Source organism: Sulfitobacter sp. 1A10359 (assembly GCF_043558145.1).
Classification (GTDB): Bacteria; Pseudomonadota; Alphaproteobacteria; order Rhodobacterales; family Rhodobacteraceae; genus Sulfitobacter; species Sulfitobacter faviae.
In genome coordinates, this window is the sequence record NZ_JBIFGB010000012.1 from 1 (window position 1) to 15,414 (window position 15,414).

Below are 15,414 nucleotides of genomic sequence, written 5' to 3' on the forward strand. Positions count from 1 at the left end.
TTACCTCGAATTCTTATCCGCCTCGTGATCCGAACCACCGCGTCTCCGCTGCCGTCCGCCCCGTCTGGCGCCCCAGCGGTGCGTCTCAGCGCCGCCGGTAGAGGGGGTTCTAAGGTTACTGGGGCAAAGCCGCAAGCAGAAAGTTGAGAAAAGATGAGATTTCGGGGAACTTTCCGGCAAGATGCTGAAATGGCGTGCTAAATTTCCACTCCTAGCGCGCCGAGGCTGGCCTCCCCTGGCCTATCTAAGCCGATACCCTCACTGCCGGCCCATGAATCGACCGCGATTCACGGGACCACAGGGCAAAATCGGCGACTCGCAGCACAGGCCCTACTCCTCCCCTGCATCCTCCTCCGCCCGACTGAGCGGAAGCGGCTCTTTGAAGGTGAGCGTGCGGTAGGGGAAAGGAATTTCCAGCCCTGCCTCGTCAAGCGCACGCTTCACCGCGGTCACCACCTCATCCCGAGAGCGGCGCTGCTCGACCGGGGCTGAGCCTGTCCACCAAGTCACCTCGAAGTTGATGGAGGACTCCCCGAACTCTTGGGCGAAGACCTGAATCGGATGCTCCCCCTGCTCTACCGTCTCGCAGCGCGCGACCGCTTCAAAGATCACCGCCCGCGCTTCACCCAGATCGACATCATAGGCCACCCCGCAGATCACGGTTTGCCGACGGTGCTTTTGATCCGTGCGCACATAGACGGGGTTCTTGAAGAGCATCGCATTGGGCACGATCACGAGCTGCCCGTCCGTCTGGCGGATATGGCTCTCTCTAATGGCGATATGGGTGACCTTGCCCTCGATTCCCTCGCATTCGATATGATCCCCCATGCGCATTTCCCGACGAAAGAGGATGATGATCCCGGCAAGGAAATTCTCAAAGACGTCCTTGAAAGCGAAGCCGATGGCGACCGACCCGATGCCGAGCCCCGCCAGAATGCTCGCAGGCGTGAGCCCGGGAAAGACGATCACGGCCGCGATCATGATGCCAAAGACCCAGATGAGGATAGATGTCAAAAGGGTAAAGAGGTCCTGAAGGCTCGGGCGCAGCTTGGTCCTGGACAGGGTTCTGCTGACCAGCGACCGGCCAAGCGCGGCCATGGCCCAGGTTAATATCAATACGAGGGTTGCGACAGCGATCTGCGGCAAAAGTGCGATTGTCTCTCGCGCCATCTCCATGATCTGGCGCCACATGATCCTGACTGGCTCCACCCTGCCCCTCCTCTGGCTGTTTGGTAGATTGCCGCAAAACCCATGCTGCGGCGAGTGTTAATTGCGCCCCGTTCAACGCGCCACCACTGGCCGTGTGAGGCTCGGGAGCTAGCTTAGGGCAAGGTTTAATCAGTTTGGAAAGGAGCCCGGCGCACCCGGCGTGACACTATGGACATCATTCGCATCATCATCGCTATCCTACTGCCCCCTCTTGGGGTGTTCTTGCAGGAAGGTCTGGGAAAGCACTTCTGGATTAACATTCTACTGACCTTGCTGGGTTACCTGCCCGGGATCGTCCATGCGCTCTATATCATCATCAAAAGGTGAGAGCGCGGGCAGCAGCCCGAATAGAAAAAGCGCGCCTCCGAGAAGAGGCGCGCTTTTGCAATCAATCAGATAGTTTGTCCTTGGCGTCACCGACACCCTTTTGCACTTTGCCTTCGGCCTGATCGGCCTGACCTTCGTGCTTCAGGTCTTCGTTGCCTGTGGCATCGCCGGCTTCTTCTTTCAGCTTGCCACCGATGTCTTTCGCCTTGCCTTTTGCTTGGTCGTCATTTGCCATGGTTGCTCTCCTCTATCTAGGTAGGGGAACAACGTTGGGCAGGAGGCGCGGGTTCCGTTGTGAGGGAAATCACGCGCGTTGGGCAGCGAGGCTTACGGTCTGTCTGTTTTAGTAAAAATGGTGCCCGGGGGCGGAATCGAACCAATTGACAGATATCATAGGAAAGCCTTATTTCGTTGGTTTTGTGAGATAATACCTTCACTGTCTATGTAGCAATTTCCGTAGCAATTTATGGTGCAGCAGCTTGAATCCTGCGATGTGAAATGTAGCTTTTGAGCAAGTTGGGTTCGATAGAGGTTGTTATGGTGGACGGAGTTTTTAAGCGCGGAAAGAAAGGGTTGTATACCGCCCGCCTGCAGGTGCCGACGCAGTTCCAGAATATCGTCAAGACCAAGGAGGTCTGGCAGGCCACTGGGACTTCGAACTACGAAGAGGCAGTCGAGTTTAGAATCACCTGGAAGCGGCGGAAGATGGCGGAGTGGAATGCTTTGCTTGCTGGCAGGCAGCCCAATCAAGCGAAGTCCAGGTTCAAGCTCGCAGCAGAGCTGGCCGTTTCCAGAGGAGAGGACTACCGGACTGCGGAAAATCTCTCGAACATGAATTTGGAAGAGATCCTCGGTCGCGTTGAACGCCTTCAAGCCATGGGGGATGGCCCCGAAAGCGTTGCCGCTCAAGCAATTCTCGGCGGCATTGAAATGCCCAAGATGTCTTTAAAGGAAGTTGCGATGAGTATGCCTGAGCGGTTTCCAGAAGATTGGAAAAACAAGACTGCTCGTGGCAAAAAAGTATGGGAGAGTCGTTGGCTCAGACCTGCCGACAAGTTCATCAACCTCGTCGGAAAGGATCCCGAGTTCATCTCGATCGACAGGCAATCTGCAATCTCATTCCGCGATGCTCTGAAGGATCGGGTTTTGGATGATGACGATTACAAGGCTGAATCCGCAATGACAGAACTACAGAACCTCAATGGGCTGTGGAAGCGACATCATGAGGCCCTCGGCATCGATCCGGAAGAAGTTCCGCCGTCACCTTGGAGGAACTTGGCATCGCCACTCTACAAGCTCGCTGAGGGGGACGGGCAGAAGCTCGAAATCCCAATCGCTAACCTCGAGATGCTCATCGCACCAAATGCTCTTGATGGCATGAACGAAGAAGAACGCGATATCATTTACGTGCTTGTCGAGACAGGAGGACGTCAGTCCGAAATTACCGACATTCCGCCAGGATCTATCCATCTTTGCCACGCTATCCCGCACATTGAGATCAAGAACGAGACTGGTGAGTTTGCCCGCACTATCAAGAACAAACCCTCCAAACGGAAAATTCCGCTCGTGGGTGTAGCCCTGCAAGCAATGCGTCGACATCCTGATGGCTTTGCGCGTTATCGTGGGAAAGGGACATTCTCCGCTGCTGCCAATGCATTCTTACATGAGAATGGCCTTTTACCAGAGGAGATCACGATTGGCGGGACTCGTCACTCTTACGAGGCGCGCATGAAGAGGGCCGGGTATGACAATGATGACCGGGGGGCCATGATGGGACACTCCATAAAGCGAATTCGAGGACGGGAAGTCTATGGCGACCCCTTATCCCTCGAGGAAAAGCTGGCAATCGCCGAAGCCATCAGACTTCGTCCGGGCAAACGCTAAACTTTTCCGAAGCATTTTGCTCTTGCAAGACTCTTAGCCCGTTGGATAGCTGTTTCCTGAGCCTCCATGGCAGCAAGTTCTTTCTCCAAGCGAACAAAGATCGGCAAATACGCGACGCCGTCGTCTCGTTCGGCAACCATCTTAGCTACGAATTCCAGAGCATTCTCAAGCCGTGTCCGCCGAGCAACTTTCGCGATATTTGATCCATTGTAGGACATTTTTTGTGACCTCTTGCGATTGAGGTCGGGAAATGGACGCGTGCAAATCCGCGCGGAAACGAGTTTGACTTGGTTTTGACATAGCCAATGACCTGCCCCCCTACTGGTCCCTCGTTCATAACGAGAGTCTGTGGGTTTGATTTTGGGAGTCGTCGGTTTTGGGCTTGGCAAGCACGCCGGGCGCGGAGCCCTCAAATTGCTCAAGCGTCCGGCGCGCTTCGGCCGGTGTTTTGTTCCCGAGCGATGAATGTGGCCTGACGGTGTTGTAATCGTAACGCCAGAGCGCCAGCTTCCGGCGGGCTTCGTCCAGGGTGTCAAAAATCTCCTCGTTCAGCAGTTCGTCACGCAGGCTGCCGTTGAATGACTCGATGGAGGCGTTCTGCTGCGGCTTCCCTGGGTCGATATAGTGCCATGGAATCGCGTTCTGATCGCCCCAACTTAGAATGGCCCGGCTCGTGAACTCTGTCCCGTAGCACGTCGGGAAGAAGCGGCGCAGAGAGGTTATGGCCGCCTGCGCACCCCTTAAATTGCGCAGCGGGTGGTCATGACCGGGTCTCAGGTCTCAACAGTGGTTTTGCACAACCACACCGCTGAGGAGACCGGCTATGACCGCTACCCTTTCGACCGTTTTGGTCGCCATCGACATATCCAAGCATCGGCATGAGGTGCTGATCAGTATTCCCGGCAAGAAGCGCCGCCGCCGCATAGCGATTATGAACACGCTGGAAGATCCCCGTCGCTTAACCATAAATCTCGCAAGCGATATGAACCTCAGGCCTTCTTAGGTCTGGCATCTTTACGTTTCCTGGCAAACAAGCCACCTGCTGTTCGATATCGCACAGAGTGTGTTTGAAGGTAGAGAGTTGCGTATTTTCGCGTCTGAATTAGGTGCATCTGACCTGACGTATGCATCTCAAACGGAGAAATAGATTCAGATGAAAAACTTCCTTCTTACGACGGCAATGGGCGCAACACTCGCGACTGCGGCGCAGGCTGAAACGATGACCTATGTGCTCGATCCATCCCATAGCCAGATCGTGTTCAGCTATAATCACCTGGGTTTCTCGACCACCACAGGCATGTTCTCTGGGTTCGAGGGCAGTATCGAGCTGGACCAAGAAGACCCGGCAGCATCGAGCGTCTCTGTTTCATTTCCCGCCAAGAGCCTCATCACCGGCTGGCCCGCCCGCGAAGCGCATTTTCTGAGTGAAGATTTCTTCGGCGCCGAAGCGAATCCCTTGGTGACATTCACCTCAACGTCAATCGAAGTAACCGACGAAGAGACCGGAAAGATCACCGGCAATCTGACCATGAACGGCATTACGAAGTCTGTCGTTTTGGACGCCACACTGAACCAGTTGGGCGATCACCCGATGGAAAATCGCCCCTGGGCCGGATTTGACGCGACAACCACGCTGCTGCGCTCGGATTTCGACATGGGCCAGTTCGCCCCGTTTGTCGGGGATGAGGTTGCGATCGATATCTCGATCGAAGCAATGGTGCCCGCTAAATAATCGAAGCCTCATACTTTACCACAAGGGTCGCGCGATTCCTTGCGCGGCCCTTTTTTCGTCTCGATGGTGCAGGGTCTATTCTGGCTTAGTTGCCACCAGTTCTATCCGGACCTCCACAGCAAACCCGACAGAGCTTTCGTCCGGATAGGCCATTCCCATGCCGAAGTCACGGCGGTCCAGAACCGTGCCGCCCGAGGCTTTGGCCGTGCGTCCTGTCACCTCGAGATCGAAGTCGAGCGTGACGGGAACACTCTGCCCGACCAGTGTCAGGGAGCCGGAGGCTTGGTGCTTCGGTCCGCCGATTTGCACGATGTTGCCCTGAAACACGGCGGTATCATGGGCGGCGACATCGAAGAACTCGGGGCCTTTCGCCTGGGCCGTCACGGACCCAAGTGTAAGGGAGGTCGTATCGATCACCGTCTTAACGGCGCCTGTTCGGGTTACTTCATCATACTCGATCTCAGCCTGCCAATTGGCAAATCCGCCGGTGACCTCGGCCCCCATTTGCTTGATCGTGATCGACAGGCTGCCGTCCTGCACGACCCATCCTTCGGTCTGTTTAGCAGGGAATTGTGACGCGGCTTCCACGTTGTGAGCGGGGCCGAACACGGTCAGGGCGCCGCCGATTGCAAAGGTCCAGATCCCTATTGCGGCGAGAACGGAGGCCGTCTTGCCGGGGTGAGTGGCCGCCTTGCCGGCAGCCCGTCCGTTCCACATGCGGGCCAAGGTGCCATCGCGGTCAATCAGCGCGTGTTTAATTGCGCCCCCGATATGCGCCGCGACCATCGTTGCCAAAACGATCCCCGCAATCCAGTGAACATTGGCTGCCGCACCGGCAAGGCGCTCCGATTTTGGAATAAACGGCAAGCTTTGGGGGAAGGGCCACCAGATTGGCGCAAATCCCACTTCGGCCGAATGGATCACCCAGCCGGAAAGTGGGAGCACGAAGATGGCGGCGTAGAGCACCCAATGCGCCGTGTCCGCGGCGAAGGTTTCGAGGCGCCGTTCGGAATGGAGAGGCACGGGACGCGGTTGCGAGATTGCCCAGCCGACCCGCAATACTGCCAAAGCCAAGATCGTCACGCCGATCGTCTTATGGGTCGAATACAACAGCTGAAGGAAAGTCACGGTATCGCCACTGCGCGGCGTGAACTTCCCGATCAATCCAAGCGCTATGTCTGACATCACCAGGAGCGCGATGCTCCAATGGAAAAAACGGGCGACGCGCCCGTAGCTGGCGGTTGTGTTTGATATCATCGGACCCTCGCATGTCTTGACTGGGTTTCCGATATCAAGACTTCGCCGCCAGCACATTCCGTTGTTTTCACACAACCTCTGTGCGCAGATGGGCAAGGCACGGTTTAGCGAGGCGCAACTCGGAGGGCAGGTGTCCGCATGCGCACGCGTTTCGGGTTAATTATCCATGCAATGTATGGGTGTTTGCGGGAGTGCAGCGGTGCGGAATTGACGGATGGCCGATCTGTTGAAGCTGCGCCGCAGCGTCGAAAGAGGATGTGAGTGTCTGGCTTGGGCCGTTCGTGTTCCTCCTGCATCATCGGCGGAAACCGGAATTTCGCCGCAGTTGCGAAGTATAGTTTCACCCTATGAGGAGAAAGCAGACGTTCAGCAGCGAGTGGCACTTTCATCCGCAGCGAATGTCTCCTACGAGCCCAACTTGTGAATTGGGTTTTCTCGCCGCGCGCGCGCACCATGAAATTTTCTGCGCAAGCATGATCATTGTACAATAGCGCGGCGAGAGATACCGGACGTTCGCGGTCATTTCCGCCATCTGTTGTCGCATGGGCCGGCGCAACCCTTCCCCGCATCCTGCTAAACTCCGTGGGTCAGCAATGGGTTGATGCTTGGGTATGGAGGGAGGATTGGAGGGCCAATTATGCCTCGAGTACAACTACCTGCACTAACCCCGAAACGAAGAGCCTGGAACAAAGGCCGAATAATCGGCCAAAAGCGGCCTCTTCTGCCCAGGCAAGTCTGGGCTATTCGAGCGAGGCTCGAACTTGCTGGGAACTTGAGGGATCTCACTCTTTTCAACGTTGCCATTGATAGCAAATTGCGAGGCTGTGATCTGGTTCGGTTGAGCGTGGCTGATCTCGTAAACTCGGATTGCGTCCGGGAACGCGTTTCAGTCGTCCAAAGTAAGACAAGGTTGCCCGTGCAATTCGAACTTACAGAGAACACACGCAATTCGATCTTGGATTGGGTGAAAGCGCCGGGAATGATCGGACGCCCGTATATGTTCCCAAGTCGCTTCCATGAGCGCGCGCACATCTCCACCCGTCAATATGGTCGATTGGTTCGCGATTGGGTTTCGTCAATCGGCCTTGAGCCGAGTGGTTTCGGGACGCATTCGCTTCGTAGGACCAAGGCCGCCGAAATCTACCGGAAGACCGGCAATCTACGCGCAGTCCAACTTCTGCTTGGCCATTCCAAGGTCGACAGCACGGTCCGCTATCTGGGTGTTGAACTAGAAGACGCTCTCAGCATTGCCGAAAAGATCGACCTCTGAAGTGTCATGGCGGGCAGCTCTTGCTGTCCGCCAGCGAATTGGGGTGTGGATCAACCCGCGGCACTTTGACCAAACCATCAATTTGCACCACAGTGCCTGCATGGCGTCGCTTACTCAAATTGAACTGCTTCTCCCGGAGTTCCGGGCCTATGCGATCGCTATTTGCGCGTCTCCTGACGATGCCGAGGATCTGGTGCAGGACGCCATCGAGCGGGCGCTGAGAACCGACAACCGCCCGACGGTGCTTGATGAGCTGCGACCGTGGATGTTTCGGGTGATCCGCAACCTGCATTATGACGAACTCAGAAAAAGACGTGTGCGCCGGGAATATTTGGCGGCGGAGAAACGTCTCTCTGATGAAGCAGGTACATCGGATGTGGCGCGAGACATCCTTATTCGCATGGCCTTCGTAAAACTGCCACCGGACATGCGCGAAGTGCTGTGTCTTGTTGACATAATGGGATTGAAATACGCCGAAGCGGCAGAAGTGATGAATGTAGCGAACGGGACGGTCATGAGCCGTATCAGCCGTGCGAGAAAAGCCCTCTTGGCGCTGGTCGAGGGGACGGGCGCGCGCGATGAAATTAAGAATAGCAGATGATGAACGAGTTGAACGGAAAAGACTGGGAACTGATCAACGCCTATCACGATGGAGAGTTGGGTGACGCGGAGCGCCGAACCCTGGAATCGCGCCTCGCGTCAGAACCGCTGCTCGAAGAGGCTTTGAGGGATGTCTCGAGTGTCTCGGCGAGCCTCGGTGCGCTGCGTCCAGCGACACGGCAGATTTCATCGTTGCGACCAGCAGTGCCAGCAAACCGAAACACGCGGCCCGCAATGTGGTTTGTCGGCGGGGCGGTTGCGGCATTGATTGCGTTGGCCGTCGCGGTTGGCCCCCAGGTATTCAAGGCACCGTCGGCTTTCGATATCCACGCGGATTTCGCGGCCCAGCCATTCGCCATTGAGACGGCAGACCTGCGCGTCGTTGCGGTTGGACAAGACCTTGACGCTCCGGACCTCACCGCTGCGAATTTAGCGGCGGTTGCGATGCAAAACCTCGATGATGGTCTCGCAGTTCATTATGCTGGCCGCAATGGTTGCCGTTTGACTTTCTTCCGCGGGGGCGTCGCTCTGGCTGAGCAAAGCCTTGGCACGGAACATCAGGTCGCAGCGTGGTCAACGTCGAACGATATCCCTCATATGATCGTGGCAACGGGCATGGATCAGGACAAGTTCGATGCGGTCGCGGCGTATCTCAAACTCACGACCCGGCAGCAGGACGTGGGCGATATGGTGGCCTCACTGACCGAAACCGCCGCCGGTGCGCAACGGTGTGTTGGCTGAACTGCTGGTTCGACCATCTCGCCGACCTGAGCGCATACAACGAAATGAAGCGCCGCCATGATGGGCGGCGCATCCTGAGGTCAAGCCAGTCAGGTCATTCCGCGCTGGAGAGCTGTGCGAGATAGGCCATGACATCCGCGATGTCCTGTTCCTTGCGCAAACCGGCAAATCCCATCTTCGTTCCACGGACTTCGCCACGCGGATTGGCCAGAAAAGCAGCCAGGCGATCAGGCGACCAGATCCCGGCATATCCGATCAAGGCGTCTGAATAGTCGTAGTCGGGAACGGCCGCGACGGGTGCACCGACGATACCATAGAGGTTGGGGCCGACCCGGTTGGCGCCGCCTTCATCAACGGTATGGCACGCCGCGCAGCGACGGAACGTACGTTCGCCAGCTGTCGCATCGCCCGTCGCCAGAAGCTCTGCGCCCGGCATCAGACCAACCGATGTATCCGCCGAGACCGTCTCCTCCGACGTCTCTTGGGACGCTGCCGCGCTGTCCTCGCCCGTCACCTGGGCCACGTATTGCGAGACCGCTTCGATCTGCGCTTCGGTCAGTGTTTCCGAAAACGCGGGCATAACGCCGATACCGCTGGTCACGGCGGCACGGACCTGCGCAACCGTCGGTTTGAACTCGTCGAGGTTTGGGCCGATTTCCGCTTCGGCCCCGGCATCCGAAAGCGCGTGACAAACCGCACAGGGCGGCTGTGCCGTTTCGTTGAAGATCGTGCGTCCCTCTGCCAGGTTGACGTCGGCGAGTGCCGCGGACGGTATCAGGAGAAAAAGGAATGCGGCGCCGGAATGCGGCGTCAGGCGATTGAACATGAAGTGGCTCCGGATCTGTGGGTCGGACCGGCGGCTTTGGGCCGCCGGCGAAGTTTTCTAGCTGACGGTCACGTCGACGGCGTGCACGCCCCAGCCGTTGTTGCCGTACCCGCGTTCATTGGGGGGGAACTGTTCCGGCTGGGTGTCGCCGGCAACATTGGTAGCGCGGCTAGCCAGCACATGCGTGCCTTCGGGCAGATCGGTGATTAGGACGAAAGGCCGCCAAGCGTAGCGGCCAAGGTCGGGGCCGAGAAACTGCGCGTCCGCCCAGCTTTGCCCGCCATCGGTCGAGACCTCGACTTTTTCCAGATCGCTGACCCCGCCCATAGCGACGCCGTGGACCTGCACCTTACCCGTCGCCGCATCCATCAGCGGGCCGGTGATCCAAGATTTCACGTTCATCTCGTACATGGACGGCTGCGAAGGGTCGCCCGAGACGCCGACGGGGCGCACACGGTAGCTGGTTTGCTGAATCTTGTTCGGTGACTCTTCTGCCGTCAGCGCCAGACGCTTGACGTATTTCACGTTGTTCACGCCGTAGTAGCCCGGCACGACCATCCGCAACGGACCGCCATGAGCCAAGGGCATCGGCTCGCCGTTCATGTCCCATGCGAGGATCGCCTGCTCCATCGCGGCCTTTGGCACCGAGCGCTCGACCTGGATCGTTTCCTTGGGCACGCCGTCGGGGATTTCTTCGCCGCCCGTGCCTGTCAGGAAGTTCATGCCATCGGCGGCGCCGCCCATCGCCTCGATCACGGCGCGCACCGGCACGCCGGTCCAGACCACGTTGCCGGCGGCACCGACCGACCATTGCGACCCGCTCGTCTCATGGTCGAAAAAGGCGCGCCCGTTGCCCGAACATTGCAACACGCAGACGACCGTTTCGACACCGATCGTTTTTATGTCGCCCAGGGTCAACGTGCCTGGGTTGGCAACGCCGTCGATCTCGATCTCCCACGCGTCGCGGTCGGCCACGATATCTTCGGACGGTGCAGGCAGGTTGTTGCGGATGTAAAGTTCGTCGCTCGGCGTGATCAGTTCAGTCCCTTGAACCGCGCGCTTGGTTTCAAGTGTCTGTTTCGAATGGACGATGAAATCGTTGGGGTCCTTCCAGGCCACGTAATCGGGCAGCGGATCGGTCGCGTCCTGCGCGATCGCCGAGCCGCCGACCGCAGCCGCGGCCACGGTTCCGGCCGAGCCGATTAGAAAGTGGCGACGCTTCACTTGTGTCTCAAAATTCATTGCTTTCCTCCCATGGTTTAGGGCACCGCGTTCCATGGCATACAGCACCCTTATGATTGAAAGACGTCCGGCCGATTGTCTTTATTCCCGCCACCCGCAAAAAAAATCGGCCACGCGCGTGGCCGATTTCCTGAATTCCGGTTTTTAAGGGTGGATCAGCGACGCCAGCCTTCGGTCGCCATGAGGTCCTGCGCCTCCTCGGTGACGAGGAAATCGAGAAATTGCTGTGCCTCCGGTTCGGCATCGGGCGACAGCACGACGTTCACGTCGCGGTAGATCACCCGTTCCTCGGCAAGCTCAACCATGTCCAGGTCATCCTTGGTGATCGGCCAGTTGGGCCATGTGATCCAGGCGTCGGCATCACCGCCCGAAATGACACCGTAGGAGGCACCCGAGCCGAGCGCATAGGCCACGATGTTGCGGCGCAAGGCGGCGATGTCGTCAAGGCTGCCCAATCGCCCTGCCACATCTTCCCATGTGCCGGTGCCCGAGGTGTTGTAGACCCCGGCGCCCTCGGTCACGACAACCCGCACCCCGTCGGCCAAAAGGTCATCGAAGCCTTCGATGCCCAGCGGGTTGCCGGCCTGCACCGCGATCACTGTCGGACGCAGATAGATCGGCTCGACTTTCCCGGGGTCGAAGGCGGTATAGGTCAGCAGAAAGGCCGTCATGGACTGTTCGGACGTGCCCCACAGGATATCGGCGTCGGCCTGGGCATCGGCGGTCCATTTTGATTCCGGGCCCGCGATCACTTCGACCTTGGTGCCGGTCTGCTCTTCAAATACGGCCGCGACCTTCCGGAACGCCGTGTGCGGCCCGCCCGCGCCGTATAGTTTCACGACGCCGTCCTGCGGCGCGTGTTCAATGGATGGATCGTTGAACGGGGTATCACCGCGGCGGTCGGCGGCGGTATCGGCGAATGCCGGGGAAGCGGCAAGGATTGTGGTGGCGAGAAACGTGGTGAGTCGCATGGTATCTCCTGTCAGATCGTATACCGACCACCCCCCGGTCGGAGTGGCCTTCACAGGATTGACGGACAGACGTCCAGAACCCTTCCCGATATTCTGTTCACGCCTGCGTGAGGTCAGGTTGGCGCACCAGGATCCTCGAACTGCGCCTGCAGCAAATGCGCGATTTCCAGGAGGCGTGCGCGCGGCAAAGCGCCGGTCAAGGCATAGGCGAACTCTGTGTCGCTCCAGTAGAACGCCTGCTCGGTGGCCGTTTCCGCAAATCGGAAGCTCGGGTCGCCTTCGCTGCCGCGTCGCAGATAAAGCGTCAGGCGCTGACCGTTGCCATCTTCGTACATCAATTGTGCGGCTGGTTCGGTGGGCGAGGGGAGGAGCCGCCCACCGACCAGCGACAGGCCCGCGACGCGCAGGTCGGGGATAGAGAAAGGCCGACCAAGCCGATTGGTCAGCCAGGTGGCCAGATGGCCCTTGTTCTCGGCCCCGACCTCCACCGGGTGCGCGACTTCGACAACGAAGGTGCGATGTGCGGCGAAGGCTTCGGCCACAAGGCCCGACATCGGTTGCGGGGCTGCGTCGGGACGCAGGACCCAACCTGCCGCACCGCCGATCATCAGCGCCATCGCAACCGACGCAGCCCATGCCCATGGTATGTGCCTGCGCGGGGCAGTCGCCGGAAGCGCCGCCATTGGTTGATCGCTAACCAGCCCAGCGAAGGCACGGCGCAGATCGCGGGCGATGGCCATGTCGGCTTCCACCCGATGCGCGGCTTCTGGCGTGTCGTTCAGATAGGCTTCGACCTGGCTTCTCCGATCGGGCGTCAGGGCGTCGTCCACGTAGGCGACAAGATCTTCTTCACGGATATCCTTCGGCGCGCGCGTCATGTCACGCTCCTCAGTTTGGGGGCGGCCTCACCTGTTGCCTCGCGCAAAGTAGCGCGGGCCCGGCTTACGCGGCTCAGGATCGTGCCTTCGGGCATGCCAAGCGTTTGGGCGGCCTCGCGGTAAGTGAAGCCTTCGACGCTGACCAGTATCAAAGCCGCCCGCTGATCGTCGGGCAGCGACATTACGCGCGCCAGCAGGCGGTTCAACTCGACATGGTTTTCCTGGGTCGGCGGTATCTCGGGCGGTGATGTCATGGTCTCAAGCGATTCCGTCTGACGTCGTTTCGCGCGGCGCCACCCATCGACATGCAGGTTGCGCATCATTGTAAATAGCCACGCCCTTAGTGGCACGCCTTCGCGCCGCAGCGTCCACTTGCGCAAGGCCCGTTCCATGCAATCCTGCACGAGGTCATCTGCGGTGTGCACGTCACGGGTCAGCGTGATCGCGTACCGCTTCATGGCGTCGGCCTCCTGGGCAAGGGCGTGATGGGTCGGCATGGTGCCTCCGCTTGCATGCGTTCACCAAAGTGACGCGCGCGGCCACCCATTTATTCCCAGAAATCTTTTCCAGATGATCGATCACGGGTTCGTGAACGAAAACATTGGAAGGATTTCAAGCGGCCAGCCGTGAACCTTACAAGCTCCGCCCAAAGCGGCGCTCCAACCGAATTCAAAGGAGAGTTCTAATGAACACCACGAAGAAGATTATCGCCACAATCGCGGCCCTGACCGCCACCGCGTCCATCGCATTCGCTGATGGACACTTGTCCGACGCGCTCGAAACCGCGGAGCAGGAACTGAGCCATGCGGTCGTGGTCAAGTCCGTGACCGCCGCGGCAGATGGCTGGGTCGTGATCCACGCGATCGAGGATGGCAAGCCCATCGTGCCGGCCTCGATCGGCCATACCTACGTCAAAGCCGGCACGACCGAGAACGTCTATGTTGCGCTGACCGGTGAATATGATGGCGACACGGTCATCGCGATGCTGCACGTCGATGATGGCGAACTCGGCGTCTATGAATTCGGGCCCGGCAGCGTTACCAACGACAAGCCGGTGGTTGTCGATGGCGGCCCATTGGTCAGCCCGATCTCTATCGACGACTGAACCTTTCACGGTCGGGCGCTCTTCGGATCGCCCGGCCAGATCGTTTTTTGGAGGTACAATATGTCGAACCAAGAACCGGACTTCGAGAAATCGAAACGATGGCATTGGATCCCTTTGGCGGGCATGGCGGCAGCCGTCGCATTTGCCCTGTTTGCCGCGCTCTATGAAGATGCGTCGTCCAATCCGCCGTATGACGCTGTCAGAACCGTTGAACAGCTAGACTAATACAACCGCTTCAAATCTGGGCAAACTCAATTCTGTAAGTGAGCGCTTTGCGACAGGCAAATTGTTGAGCAGGAAACCATTTGCTGCGGATTTGCGCAGGCAAAATCCAATGACTGTTTCAGCAGTTTGCGCATACGCCCATCGGCCTGTTCGCCGCAGTTGCAAGACAATGCTGCGTCAGCAATAGCCGCAGTTGCATAAGACAGCTCCTTCTCGCACCACGCTGGTCTGACTAGGTCGCGGCGAATGTGCGGTCTCGGTTTGGACCATGTTAGCGCTGCTGAACGTCCGGTTCGGTGACCTTCGCTGCGGGGCAGCGGTTGGCCTGCCGCAGCTGCAAAAGGATGCTGCGTCAGCAATAACCGCGTGTGCACAAGTCCGCTTTGTCCGCCCAGCAGACCTCAGGTCTCGTTGCAGCTGACGTCTCCTTCGAGCCCCTATTGACCATGCCGAAGTTGAAGCTATTCGCAGTTGCAGCATCGCCTGTTCAGCAAGCACGGCCCATTCCTGCCTTCCGAGTCTTAGAGATTTGCTGCGCAACAGCATGCAGAAAGCCGACGCTCCTCCGCGGGTGGCAAACGTTCTGATCCTTCGGAATTCGCTCTGGGCAATCTTCCAAAGTTTGCGGCACTTTCAAACGCTGAAAACAACCTTCCTTCAGGTCTCGTCAAGTGCGGATCAATCTGCCTTGGCCACAACTCCATCTGACAGCACATTGAGGAGTGGGCATTCCGGTGCGTCCGATCCGCTGCATTTCGCAATCGTTTCTGCCAAGATTGCCTCGATGTTTTGCAGATCCCTTATCTTAGCCCGCACGACATTGAGGTGATCCCGCCCACGTTTCTCGACTTCACCACAGGTATGGCTGCCGCGATCGACCATGCTGAGCAGTCCTCGGATTTCTTCCATGGTAAAACCCAGTTCTCGCGCTCGCATGATAAAGCTCAGCCTTTCCACATGCGCAGTTCCGTAACGGCGGTGCCCGGCGGGACTGCGCGGTGGGTCCGGCATCAAGCCGACACCCTCATAATAGCGGATGGTCTCAAGGTTGCAGCCGGTCAACTTCGCAAGATCGGAGCGCTTTAGGGCGCTCGCAACTCCGTGATCGCTCGACATGAAGTTTCTCCTTGATCCTGTAGTTGCTACA

Annotated in this window: 17 protein-coding genes and 2 pseudogenes; 9 read left to right on the plus strand and 10 right to left on the minus strand. The window is 58.4% G+C overall.

The window, feature by feature from the left end; genetic code table 11:
- Positions 1–330: 330 nt before the first annotated feature.
- Complete coding sequence (locus ACGYK2_RS16700) at positions 331–1,191, minus strand: mechanosensitive ion channel family protein (protein ID WP_271689505.1); 861 nt, start codon at positions 1,189–1,191, stop codon at positions 331–333.
- Between the two features lie 186 nt (positions 1,192–1,377).
- Between ACGYK2_RS16700 and ACGYK2_RS16705 the strand changes: the two genes are divergently transcribed.
- Positions 1,378–1,536 carry a YqaE/Pmp3 family membrane protein gene (locus ACGYK2_RS16705; protein WP_082852043.1) on the plus strand — a complete coding sequence of 53 codons (159 nt, stop codon included), beginning with the start codon at positions 1,378–1,380 and terminating at the stop codon, positions 1,534–1,536.
- A gap of 61 nt (positions 1,537–1,597) precedes the next feature.
- Here ACGYK2_RS16705 and ACGYK2_RS16710 read toward each other — a convergent pair whose 3' ends face one another.
- A complete protein-coding gene (locus tag ACGYK2_RS16710; protein ID WP_082852044.1) occupies positions 1,598–1,771 on the minus strand; it encodes a CsbD family protein in 174 nt (57 codons plus the stop codon).
- A gap of 302 nt (positions 1,772–2,073) precedes the next feature.
- Here ACGYK2_RS16710 and ACGYK2_RS16715 point away from each other — a divergent pair, with 302 nt between their 5' ends.
- The gene (locus tag ACGYK2_RS16715) at positions 2,074–3,420 is read left to right on the plus strand and encodes a DUF6538 domain-containing protein (RefSeq protein ID WP_260012422.1); all 1,347 of its coding nucleotides are present in this window, start codon (positions 2,074–2,076) and stop codon (positions 3,418–3,420) included.
- 333 nt (positions 3,421–3,753) lie between these two features.
- Here ACGYK2_RS16715 and ACGYK2_RS16720 read toward each other — a convergent pair.
- Positions 3,754–4,110: pseudogene (locus tag ACGYK2_RS16720) on the minus strand (integrase core domain-containing protein); the annotation flags it as partial.
- Positions 4,111–4,243: 133 nt separating this feature from the next.
- On the opposite strand from ACGYK2_RS16720, the pseudogene ACGYK2_RS16725 reads away from it, so the two are divergent.
- Both ACGYK2_RS16725 and ACGYK2_RS16730 read left to right on the plus strand, forming a co-directional pair.
- Positions 4,244–4,396, plus strand: a pseudogene (locus ACGYK2_RS16725) (IS110 family transposase); the annotation flags it as partial.
- Between the two features lie 177 nt (positions 4,397–4,573).
- Positions 4,574–5,152 (plus strand): YceI family protein, encoded by a 579-nt coding sequence (locus ACGYK2_RS16730; RefSeq protein WP_394374382.1) that lies wholly within the window; start codon positions 4,574–4,576, stop codon positions 5,150–5,152.
- Positions 5,153–5,227: 75 nt separating this feature from the next.
- On the opposite strand, the gene ACGYK2_RS16735 is transcribed toward ACGYK2_RS16730, so the two are convergent.
- A complete protein-coding gene (locus ACGYK2_RS16735; RefSeq protein ID WP_394374383.1) occupies positions 5,228–6,409 on the minus strand; it encodes a cytochrome b/b6 domain-containing protein in 1,182 nt (393 codons plus the stop codon).
- A 637-nt stretch (positions 6,410–7,046) separates the two neighbouring features.
- On the opposite strand from ACGYK2_RS16735, the gene ACGYK2_RS16740 reads away from it, so the two are divergent.
- The 3 genes from ACGYK2_RS16740 (at position 7,047) to ACGYK2_RS16750 (ending at position 9,020) form a co-directional block, all read left to right on the plus strand.
- On the plus strand, positions 7,047–7,679 hold the full coding sequence (locus ACGYK2_RS16740; protein ID WP_394374384.1) for a tyrosine-type recombinase/integrase: 633 nt from the start codon (positions 7,047–7,049) through the stop codon (positions 7,677–7,679).
- A 100-nt stretch (positions 7,680–7,779) separates the two neighbouring features.
- Positions 7,780–8,280 carry a sigma-70 family RNA polymerase sigma factor gene (locus ACGYK2_RS16745; protein ID WP_394374385.1) on the plus strand — a complete coding sequence of 167 codons (501 nt, stop codon included), beginning with the start codon at positions 7,780–7,782 and terminating at the stop codon, positions 8,278–8,280.
- On the plus strand, positions 8,277–9,020 hold the full coding sequence (locus ACGYK2_RS16750) for a hypothetical protein (protein ID WP_394374386.1): 744 nt from the start codon (positions 8,277–8,279) through the stop codon (positions 9,018–9,020). The genes ACGYK2_RS16745 and ACGYK2_RS16750 overlap by 4 nt, the downstream gene beginning before the upstream one ends.
- A 94-nt stretch (positions 9,021–9,114) precedes the next feature.
- Here the strand turns inward: ACGYK2_RS16750 and ACGYK2_RS16755 are convergent, their stop codons facing one another.
- The 5 genes from ACGYK2_RS16755 to ACGYK2_RS16775 all read right to left on the minus strand — a co-directional run bounded on the left by ACGYK2_RS16755 (position 9,115) and on the right by ACGYK2_RS16775 (position 13,434).
- Positions 9,115–9,846 (minus strand): c-type cytochrome, encoded by a 732-nt coding sequence (locus ACGYK2_RS16755; RefSeq protein ID WP_394374387.1) that lies wholly within the window; start codon positions 9,844–9,846, stop codon positions 9,115–9,117.
- Between the two features lie 57 nt (positions 9,847–9,903).
- Positions 9,904–11,088, minus strand: a complete 1,185-nt coding sequence (locus tag ACGYK2_RS16760) for a sulfite oxidase (protein WP_394374388.1) — start codon at positions 11,086–11,088, stop codon at positions 9,904–9,906.
- A 155-nt stretch (positions 11,089–11,243) separates the two neighbouring features.
- Positions 11,244–12,059 carry an extracellular solute-binding protein gene (locus ACGYK2_RS16765; protein ID WP_394374389.1) on the minus strand — a complete coding sequence of 272 codons (816 nt, stop codon included), beginning with the start codon at positions 12,057–12,059 and terminating at the stop codon, positions 11,244–11,246.
- Between the two features lie 113 nt (positions 12,060–12,172).
- Positions 12,173–12,937: an anti-sigma factor family protein gene (locus tag ACGYK2_RS16770; protein ID WP_394374390.1), complete on the minus strand. Its 765-nt coding sequence runs from the start codon at positions 12,935–12,937 to the stop codon at positions 12,173–12,175.
- Positions 12,934–13,434, minus strand: a complete 501-nt coding sequence (locus ACGYK2_RS16775) for a sigma-70 family RNA polymerase sigma factor (RefSeq protein WP_394374391.1) — start codon at positions 13,432–13,434, stop codon at positions 12,934–12,936. The genes ACGYK2_RS16770 and ACGYK2_RS16775 overlap by 4 nt, the downstream gene beginning before the upstream one ends.
- 188 nt (positions 13,435–13,622) lie before the next feature.
- Here ACGYK2_RS16775 and ACGYK2_RS16780 point away from each other — a divergent pair, with 188 nt between their 5' ends.
- Both ACGYK2_RS16780 and ACGYK2_RS16785 read left to right on the plus strand, forming a co-directional pair.
- Positions 13,623–14,042 (plus strand): hypothetical protein, encoded by a 420-nt coding sequence (locus ACGYK2_RS16780; protein ID WP_394374392.1) that lies wholly within the window; start codon positions 13,623–13,625, stop codon positions 14,040–14,042.
- A gap of 60 nt (positions 14,043–14,102) precedes the next feature.
- A complete protein-coding gene (locus ACGYK2_RS16785) occupies positions 14,103–14,267 on the plus strand; it encodes a hypothetical protein (RefSeq protein ID WP_394374393.1) in 165 nt (54 codons plus the stop codon).
- A 678-nt stretch (positions 14,268–14,945) separates the two neighbouring features.
- On the opposite strand, the gene ACGYK2_RS16790 is transcribed toward ACGYK2_RS16785, so the two are convergent.
- Positions 14,946–15,383 (minus strand): helix-turn-helix domain-containing protein, encoded by a 438-nt coding sequence (locus ACGYK2_RS16790; RefSeq protein WP_209219483.1) that lies wholly within the window; start codon positions 15,381–15,383, stop codon positions 14,946–14,948.
- Positions 15,384–15,414: the final 31 nt, after the last annotated feature.